This is a genomic window from Kitasatospora sp. NPDC058170, from assembly GCF_042883905.1.
Lineage (GTDB): Bacteria > Actinomycetota > Actinomycetes > Streptomycetales > Streptomycetaceae > Kitasatospora.
This window is the reverse complement of the sequence record NZ_JBHVUV010000020.1, coordinates 186645-194844: the sequence shown is the minus strand read 5'-3', so window position 1 is coordinate 194844 and position 8200 is coordinate 186645. Positions and strand designations below refer to the sequence as shown.

Below are 8200 nucleotides of genomic sequence, written 5' to 3'. Positions count from 1 at the left end.
CCGCCGCGAACGGAGCGATCTTCGCCTCGGCCAGCGAACGCACCGCCTCACGGAGCATCCCGTGCTCCTCGGAGATCCGGAAGAGATCGAAGTCCGCCGCGCCTGCGCTGCCCGCCATGATGCCTGCCTCGTTCACGTGATGAAGGAATGCGTGGTGAAGGATCGAATTCAGTTAGCTACCGTTAAGTAGAGATCCTAGGGCGCGGGCCTGCGACTGCCTAGGTCCGTCGGTTCACATCCGACCCCGGGTGTCGGAGAGCCGGTCGTCCACGCCGGCCACCCCGCCCACCCCTACCCCTTGTGCCGTCGATCACAGCCTGTGCGTGGGGATCGTGGTGATTCCGTGCCCCTCCCGTCCCTCACCTGCCCGGAAACCGCGCTCGTCGCGGCCGAAACATCAGTGCTGGTAGGACGGCCTGGGCGGCACCCGAACGGGCGGATAGCATCGGTGCTCGCACGTCATGCCACTCCAGGTCGAGCTCCGCAAAGGGGAACCCGTGACCCTCCGCATCTCCGTGATCGGCACCGGCTATCTCGGCGCCACCCACGCCGCCGCCATGGCGGAGTTCGGCTTCGAGGTGCTCGGTCTCGACATCGACCCGGAGAAGATCGCCACGCTGACCGCCGGCAGAGTCCCGATGTACGAACCGGGCCTGTCCGAGCTGCTGCTCAAGCATGTGGCCGGGCACAAGGGTTCGACCGGGCGGCTGCGCTTCACCACCTCCGCCGAGGAGGCCGCCGAGTTCGGCGACGTGCACTTCGTCTGCGTCAACACCCCGCAGCGCAAGGGCGAGTTCGCCGCCGACATGTCCTATGTCGACGCCGCCATCGACGCGTTGGCCCCGCACCTGACCCGCCCGGTGCTGGTGGTCGGCAAGTCCACCGTCCCGGTCGGCTCGGCGGGCCGGCTGGCCGAGCGGCTGGCCGCGCTCGCGCCGGTCGGCGAGGGCGCCGAGCTCGCCTGGAACCCGGAGTTCCTGCGCGAGGGCTTCGCCGTCCAGGACACCCTGCGCCCGGACCGCATCGTGGTCGGCACCCGCAGCGAGCGGGCCGAGCAGCTGCTGCGCGAGGTGTACGCGGACCCGATCGCGGCCGGGGTGCCCTTCATGGCCACCGACTACGCGACCGCCGAGCTGGTGAAGGCCGCCGCCAACTCCTTCCTGGCCACGAAGATCTCCTTCATCAACGCGATGGCCGAGGTCTGCGAGGCGGCCGGCGCCGACGTCACCCAGCTGAGCACCGCGCTCTCCTACGACGAGCGGATCGGCGGCAAGTTCCTCAACTCGGGCCTCGGCTTCGGCGGCGGCTGCCTGCCCAAGGACATCCGCGCGTTCATGGCCCGGGCCGGGGAGCTGGGCGCCGACCAGGCGCTGACCTTCCTGCGCGAGGTCGACTCGATCAACATGCGCCGCCGCTCCCGGATGGTCGAGCTGGCCCGCGAGCAGTGCGTCGGCGGCTTCCTCGGCCGCCGGGTCGCCGTCCTCGGCGCGGCCTTCAAGCCGAACTCGGACGACATCCGGGACTCGCCCGCGCTCAACGTGGCCGCCCAGATCCAGCTGCAGGGCGCCCAGGTCACGGTGTACGACCCGAAGGCGATGGACAACGCCCGCAAGATGTTCCCGAGCCTGGCCTACGCGGACTCCCCGCTGGAGGCCGCCGAGGGCGCGCACGTGGTGCTGCACCTCACCGAGTGGCAGGAGTTCCGCTCGCTCGACCCGGCCGAGCTGGGCGCGGTGGTCGCCGAGCGCCGCCTGCTGGACGGCCGCAACGTCCTGGACGCCGACGCCTGGCGCGCGGCCGGCTGGACGTACCGGGCGCTGGGCCGCCCGAGCTGACGCCCGCCGGACGCCCCGGCCGGGCAGGACCGGGCCGGGGCTGCCGGGGGACGCGTCAGCGGCCGGCGGCGCCCAGCCTCGGGATCTCGATGGCGGGGCACCGGTCCATCACCATCTCCAGTCCGGCGGCCCGGGTCCGCTCGTAGGCGGCCTCGTCGACCACGCCGAGCTGGAACCAGACGCCCTTGGCCCCGATGGCGGCGGCCTCGTCGGCCACCGGGCCGGCCAGGTCACTGTTGACGAACACGTCCACCACGTCGACCGCGAAGGGGATCTCGGCGACGGAGGCGTAGCCCCGCTCGCCGTGGACCGTCTCCGCCTTCGGGTGCACCGGCACGATCCGCTTGCCGAAGCGCTGCAGCACCTCGGCCACGCCGTAGGCCGCACGCCGCTCGTTCGACGAGAGCCCGACGACGGCCCAGGTGTCGCCCAGCTCGGTCAGGATCCTGCGGACCGTGTCCGGGTCGCCGTACATGCACTGCCTCCTCGTGTCCGGGAACTCGTCAGCTCCAGCACCGGCGCCCGCCCGGCCATTCCCGCCCACCGGGGCGGGCGCCGGATGCCGGGCGCCGGGTGCCGGGCGCCGGGGCCGTGCGGGGGCCCTGCTCAGGCCCGGCCGTCCAGCTGGGCGATGGTGGCGATGGACGGGCGGCGGGTCGCCGCGAGGTCGCGGGCGACCGCCTCGGCGTCGCGCAGCACGCGGACCGCGTTGTGCCAGGTGAGCTTCCCGAGATCGGCCTGCGACCAGCCCCGGCGCAGCAGTTCGGCGATCAGGTTGGGGTAGCCGGCCACGTCGTCCAGGCCCGCGGGGAGGAAGGCGGTGCCGTCGAAGTCCCCGCCGATGCCGATGTGGTCGATGCCGGCCACCTCGCGCATGTGGTCCAGGTGGTCGGCGACGGTGGCCGGGGTGGCCACCGGGCGCGGGCGGGCCTCCTCGAAGGCGCGCTGACAGGCCATCCCGGCCGGGGTGGTGTCCAGGTGGTCGAAGCCGTGGGCGCGCATGTTCTCGTCCGCCGCGGCCGTCCACTCGATGGCCGCGGGCAGGATGAACTTGGGGACGAAGGTGGCCATCGCCACGCCGCCGTTGCCGGGCAGTTGGGCGAGCACGTCGTCCGGGACGTTGCGCGGGTGGTCGCAGACGGCGCGTGCGGAGGAGTGCGAGAAGAGCACCGGCGCCTCGGTGACCCGCAGCGCGTCGCGCATGGTGTCGGCGGAGACGTGCGAGAGGTCGACCAGCATGCCGAGCCGGTTCATCTCCCGGACGACCTCCTCGCCGAACCGGGTGAGGCCGCCGGCCACCGGCTTGTCGGTCGCGGAGTCGGCCCACGGCAGGTTGTCGTTGTGGGTGAGCGTCAGGTACCGGACACCGAGCGCGTGGAGGGCCCGCAGGGTGGCGAGCGAGCAGTCGATGGAGTGGCCGCCCTCGGCGCCCATCAGCGAGGCGATCCGGCCCTCGGCGCGGGCGGCCGCCATGTCGTCCGCGGTCAGCGCGAGCCGGAACCGGTCGGGGTAGCGCGCGACCAGGGCGCGGACGAAGTCGATCTGCTCCAGGGTGGCGCTGACCGCGTGGTCCCCGGCCAGCCGGGCGGGGACGTAGACGGACCAGAACTGGGCGCCGACCCCGCCCGCGGCGAGGCGGGCGAGGTCGGTGTGCAGCCGGTCGCGCTGGTCGGCCGCGAGGTCGAGCGCGTCGAGGTCGTAGCCGGCCTGCTCGCGCATCGCCCAGGGGAGGTCGTTGTGCCCGTCCACCACGGGGGTGTCACGCAGGACGGCCCGGGCCTGCTCCAGCAGGGCGGATGAATCCAACAGCTCAGATGTCATACGAGCTGTTCTATCCTTTTTGACTACTTTCCAAAGCCGAAGGCGGAGGAACCCGCCACCTTGGCCCGCAGCTTCTTGCCCTTCTCGGTGGCCTGGCTGTTCAGCTCGGCCTGGAAGTCGGTCATCTTCTCGGCCAGCTCCTGGTCGAACGCCGCCAGCATCCGGACCGCCAGCAGGCCCGCGTTGCGCGCACCGGCCACCGAGACGGTCGCCACCGGCACACCGGCCGGCATCTGGACGATCGACAGCAGGCTGTCCATGCCGTCCAGGTAGCGCAGCGGCACCGGCACGCCGATGACCGGCAGCGGGGTGACGGAGGCGAGCATGCCCGGCAGGTGGGCCGCGCCGCCGGCGCCCGCGATGATCGCCTTCAGCCCGCGCCGGTGGGCGTTCTCGCCGTACGCGACCATCTCGCGCGGCATCCGGTGCGCGGAGACCACGTCCACCTCGTAGGGGATCTCGAACTCGTCGAGGGCCTGGGCGGCCGCCTCCATCACGGGCCAGTCGGAGTCCGAGCCCATGACGATGCCGACGACGGGAGCCGTGGGGTTGCTCATTCGGTGATCGTTCCTCGCAGGTAGGCGGCCGCGTGGCGGGCGCGCTCGCGGACGTCGTCGAGGTCGTCCCCGAAGACGTTGACGTGGCCGACCTTGCGGCCGGGCTTCACGTCCTTCCCGTACATGTGGATCCGCAGGCCCGGGTCGCGGGCCATGCAGTGCAGGAAGGCGTGGTACATGTCCGGGTAGTCGCCGCCGAGGACGTTGACCATGACGGTCCACTTCGCGCGCGGCCGGGGGTCGCCGAGCGGCAGGTCGAGCACGGCCCGCAGGTGGTTCTCGAACTGCGAGGTGACGGCGCCGTCCTGGGTCCAGTGCCCGGAGTTGTGCGGCCGCATGGCCAGCTCGTTCACCAGGATCCGGCCGTCCCTGGTCTGGAACAGCTCCACCGCGAGGTGGCCGGTGATGTCCAGCTCGCCCGCGATCCGCAGGGCCAGCTGCTGCGCCTCGTCGGAGAGCGCGGGGTCGAGGTCCGGCGCGGGGGCGGTCACCTCGGCGCAGACGCCGTTCTCCTGGACGCTCTCCACCACCGGGTAGGCGACGGCCTGGCCGCTGGGCGAGCGGACCACGTTGGCGGCCAGCTCGCGGACGAAGTCGACCTTCTCCTCGGCCAGCACGGCCACGCCCGCCAGGAACGGCGCGTGCGCCTCCTGCTCGGTGCCGACGACCCAGACGCCCTTGCCGTCGTAGCCGCCGCGGACGGTCTTCAGCACGACCGGGTAGCCGGACCCCTCCTCGGCGAAGGCGGTCACGTCGGCCGGGTCGGCGACGATCCGGTGGCGCGGGCACGGGACGCCGATGGAGTCCAGCCGGGCCCGCATCACGCCCTTGTCCTGGGCGTTGACCAGCGCGTCCGGCCCGGGCCGGACGGCGATGCCGTCGGCCTGCAGGGCGCGCAGGTGCTCGGTCGGCACGTGCTCGTGGTCGAAGGTGACCACGTCGCAGCCGGCCGCGAAGCGGCGCAGGGTGTCGAGGTCTCGGTAGTCGCCGAGGACCACGTCGGACACCACCTGTGCGGCGGAGTCCTGGGGCGTGTCGGCGAGGAGTTTGAAGCTGACCCCGAGCGGGATGCCCGCCTGGTGTGCCATCCGGGCCAGCTGCCCGCCGCCGATCATGCCCACCACTGGAAAATTCGCATTGCCCGGGGAAGTCACCCCGCCAGGATATCCGGGCCGGTGAGCGGCCGTGGAACCACCGGGTCGCGAGGTGCGTGATGAGGAGGGGAACGCCCTGGGGGCTGAGCCGATCGGCCGAACCGGGTAGCCTGGTCCGCTAGGTCCTGGTACGCGCGGTCCGATCATGTGCGTGCACGCAGGGCTGAAGGGCGACCGCGCACCCGCACCCGGCCCTTTCGTCCGCAGGCGCATGGAGGCAGCCCGGTATGACGACGACTGCAGCGAACCTCTCGCTGGCCGGCCGACTGCGCGGCCTCTCGAGCGAGGTCGTGAAGTTCGGCATCGTCGGCCTGAGCGGCGTGGCGATCAACTTCCTGGTCTTCTGGGCCTGCATCAACGGCCTGGGCCTGGCCTCGCTGCGCTCCAACGTGGTGGCCACGCTGGTCGCCATCGCCACCAACTACCTCGGTTACCGCTACTGGCTGTACCGGGACCGGGACGCGGCCTCGCGCAAGCGGGAGATCACGCTGTTCCTGCTGTTCAGCGGCGCCGGGATGCTGATCGAGACCGGGGTGCTGGGCTTCTCCGTCTACGTGCTCGGCCTGACCTCGCACTTCGAGCAGCTGGCCGCCAAGGTCGCGGGCCTGGCCGTGGGCACGGTGTTCCGCTTCATCTCGTACCGGACCTGGGTGTTCAAGGCGCTGCCCGACCTGCCCGCGGACACCGGTCTCGCCGCGCAGGCCGAGCTGATGCTGGCCGAGGAGAGCCGGCTCGCCAAGGCCGAATAGGCCTGGCTCCCGGCCCGCCGCGGCACGCGGCACCTGGCGCACGCGGCACCGGGCCCGGCTCAGCCGCTCTTCTGGCTCCGGCCGAGGAACAGCGCGAACACCGGCGGCCGCAGCGACAGCAGTTCGAGCCGCCCCCCGTCCGCCTCCGCGAGGTCGCGGGCGACGGCCAGGCCGATCCCGGTGGAGTTGCGCCCGCTGACCGCGCGTTCGAAGACCCGGTTCCCCAGCTCCGGCGGCACACCCGCGCCCTGGTCCTGCACCTCGACCACCACCGACGTCCCCGAGGGCCGCACCCGCAGGGTGATCGTCCCGGCGCCGTGCATCAGCGAGTTCTCGATCAGGGTGGCCAGCACCTGGGCGACCGTGCCGGGGGTGCCCACGGTGGCGACCCCGCGCAGGCCCTCCACCTGGAGCACCCGTCGGGTGTCGCGCAGCGACGGCCCCCACTCCTCCACCTGCTGCTTGATCACGTCGTCCAGGTCGAAGGCGACGGCGGTGGGGCTGCGCGGGTCCCGCTGGTTGGTGAGCAGCCGCTGGACGACGTCGGTGAGCCGCTCGACCTGCTGGAGGGCGATGGTCGCCTCCTCCTTGACCGTCTCCGGGTCCTCGGCCAGCGCGGTGATCTCCTCCAGCCGCATGGAGAGCGCGGTGAGCGGGGTGCGCAGCTGGTGGGAGGCGTCGGCGGCGAGCCGGCGCTCGGCGGTGAGCATCCGGGCGATCCGTTCGGCGCTGACGTCCAGCACCTCGGCGACCCGGTCGAGTTCCGGGACGCCGTAGCGGCGGTCGCGCGGACGGGGGTCGCCCGAGCCGAGGCGTTCGGCGGTCTCGGCGAGGTCGGTGAGCGGGCGGGCGAGCCGCTTGGCCTGCCAGACGGCGAGGGCGACGGCGGCCTGGACGGCCAGCAGGGCGACCACGCCGAGCAGCAGCAGCATGTTGGCGATCTCGTGGTCGACGGCCGCCCGGGACTGCTCGACGGTGACCGTCTCGCCGCTGTTGCCCTTCTCGACGGCCTTCAGCAGGTGGCTCCCGGCCGGCCGGGAGCCACTGGAGACGACCGGTTGGCCGGGGATGTCCACCTCGACGTAGCTGCCGTCGGTGACCTGGTTGGCGAACTTGTCCCCGGTGACCGGCTCGCCCGCCGCGAGGCGGTTCTCCACCAGGGCGAGCACCCGGACGGCGGCCGCGTCCACCCGGTCCTGGGCGGCGTTGACGATGGTGCGCTTCTCGACCAGGGCGAGCGGGACGCAGAACACCGCGACCACCACCAGGACGACGCCCAGCAGCGAGTTGATCATCCGGCGTTTCACGCTGCCGCTCCCGTGGTGGTTCGTACCCCTGGCCGGGGTTAGTTCTTCTCGAAGCGGAAGCCCACGCCGCGCACGGTGGCGATGTAGCGGGGGTTGGCGGCGTCGTCGCCGAGCTTCTTGCGCAGCCAGGAGATGTGCATGTCCAGGGTCTTGGTGGAGGTCCACCAGGTGGTGTCCCAGACCTGCCGCATGATCTCCTCGCGGGTGACCACCCGGCCGGCGTCGCGCACCAGCACCCGCAGCAGCTCGAACTCCTTGGCGGAGAGGGTGAGCTCCTCCTCGCCGAGCCAGGCGCGGTGCGACTCGATGTCGATCTTCACCCCGTGCGCGCCGGTGGTGAGCTGGTCGACGTTGCCGCGCCGGAGCAGGGCGCGGACGCGGGCGAGCAGCTCGGCCAGCCGGAAGGGCTTGGTGACGTAGTCGTCGGCCCCCGCGTCCAGGCCGACCACGGTGTCCACCTCGTCGGCGCGGGCGGTGAGCACCAGGACGGGGCAGCTCTTGCCGTCGGCACGCAGCCGGCGGCAGACCTCCAGGCCGTCCATCTCGGGCAGTCCGAGGTCCAGGACGACGAGGTCGACCTCCTCGGTGAGTCCGGCGGCCAGTGCGGTCGGACCGTCCTCGCGGACGAGCACCTCATAGCCCTCGCGTCGCAGGGCCCGGGCGAGCGGTTCGGAGATCGCCGGATCGTCCTCGGCGAGCAGCACACAGGTCATGTGGTGATGGTAGTCGGCCGGGGTATGGCGGACTGCGCTGTGAACTAGTTCACAGCGCGTGATC

The 8200-nt window shown here is 72.3% G+C and carries 8 protein-coding genes and 1 pseudogene; 2 read left to right on the top strand and 7 right to left on the bottom strand.

Annotated elements, in window-relative coordinates; genetic code table 11:
• A pseudogene (locus ACFVVX_RS23425) lies at window positions 1-118 on the bottom strand (acyl-CoA dehydrogenase); the annotation flags it as partial.
• 379 nt (window positions 119-497) lie between these two features.
• On the opposite strand from ACFVVX_RS23425, the gene ACFVVX_RS23420 reads away from it, so the two are divergent.
• Window positions 498-1835, top strand: a complete 1338-nt coding sequence (locus ACFVVX_RS23420) for a UDP-glucose dehydrogenase family protein (RefSeq protein WP_387948524.1) — start codon at window positions 498-500, stop codon at window positions 1833-1835.
• Between the two features lie 55 nt (window positions 1836-1890).
• On the opposite strand, the gene ACFVVX_RS23415 is transcribed toward ACFVVX_RS23420, so the two are convergent.
• The 4 genes from ACFVVX_RS23415 to ACFVVX_RS23400 all read right to left on the bottom strand — a co-directional run bounded on the left by ACFVVX_RS23415 (window position 1891) and on the right by ACFVVX_RS23400 (window position 5328).
• Entirely contained in the window at window positions 1891-2310 is a 420-nt protein-coding gene (locus ACFVVX_RS23415) for a CoA-binding protein (protein ID WP_387948523.1), read from the bottom strand.
• Between the two features lie 131 nt (window positions 2311-2441).
• Complete coding sequence (locus tag ACFVVX_RS23410; protein ID WP_387948522.1) at window positions 2442-3656, bottom strand: dipeptidase; 1215 nt, start codon at window positions 3654-3656, stop codon at window positions 2442-2444.
• 23 nt (window positions 3657-3679) lie between these two features.
• A complete protein-coding gene (gene purE / locus ACFVVX_RS23405) occupies window positions 3680-4213 on the bottom strand; it encodes a 5-(carboxyamino)imidazole ribonucleotide mutase (RefSeq protein ID WP_387948521.1) in 534 nt (177 codons plus the stop codon).
• A complete protein-coding gene (locus ACFVVX_RS23400; RefSeq protein ID WP_387948520.1) occupies window positions 4210-5328 on the bottom strand; it encodes a 5-(carboxyamino)imidazole ribonucleotide synthase in 1119 nt (372 codons plus the stop codon). Before ACFVVX_RS23400 ends, purE begins: the two co-directional genes overlap by 4 nt.
• A 266-nt stretch (window positions 5329-5594) precedes the next feature.
• On the opposite strand from ACFVVX_RS23400, the gene ACFVVX_RS23395 reads away from it, so the two are divergent.
• Window positions 5595-6116, top strand: a complete 522-nt coding sequence (locus tag ACFVVX_RS23395; RefSeq protein ID WP_387948519.1) for a GtrA family protein — start codon at window positions 5595-5597, stop codon at window positions 6114-6116.
• Between the two features lie 59 nt (window positions 6117-6175).
• Here the strand turns inward: ACFVVX_RS23395 and ACFVVX_RS23390 are convergent, their stop codons facing one another.
• Window positions 6176-7423, bottom strand: a complete 1248-nt coding sequence (locus tag ACFVVX_RS23390; protein ID WP_387948518.1) for an ATP-binding protein — start codon at window positions 7421-7423, stop codon at window positions 6176-6178.
• Window positions 7424-7461: 38 nt separating this feature from the next.
• Window positions 7462-8136, bottom strand: coding sequence for a response regulator transcription factor (locus tag ACFVVX_RS23385; RefSeq protein ID WP_030290974.1), 675 nt, complete (start codon window positions 8134-8136; stop codon window positions 7462-7464).
• Between the last annotated feature and the right edge of the window lie 64 nt (window positions 8137-8200).

What these genes read in the sequence shown, in the direction of transcription:
- ACFVVX_RS23415 (WP_387948523.1), bottom strand. Translation starts at nt 2,310, where the DNA reads ATGTACGGCGACCCGGACACGGTCCGCAGGATCCTGACCGAGCTGGGC.
- ACFVVX_RS23410 (WP_387948522.1), bottom strand. Translation starts at nt 3,656, where the DNA reads ATGACATCTGAGCTGTTGGATTCATCCGCCCTGCTGGAGCAGGCCCGG.
- purE (WP_387948521.1), bottom strand. Translation starts at nt 4,213, where the DNA reads ATGAGCAACCCCACGGCTCCCGTCGTCGGCATCGTCATGGGCTCGGAC.
- ACFVVX_RS23400 (WP_387948520.1), bottom strand. Translation starts at nt 5,328, where the DNA reads ATGATCGGCGGCGGGCAGCTGGCCCGGATGGCACACCAGGCGGGCATC.
- ACFVVX_RS23395 (WP_387948519.1), top strand. Translation starts at nt 5,595, where the DNA reads ATGACGACGACTGCAGCGAACCTCTCGCTGGCCGGCCGACTGCGCGGC.
- ACFVVX_RS23385 (WP_030290974.1), bottom strand. Translation starts at nt 8,136, where the DNA reads ATGACCTGTGTGCTGCTCGCCGAGGACGATCCGGCGATCTCCGAACCG.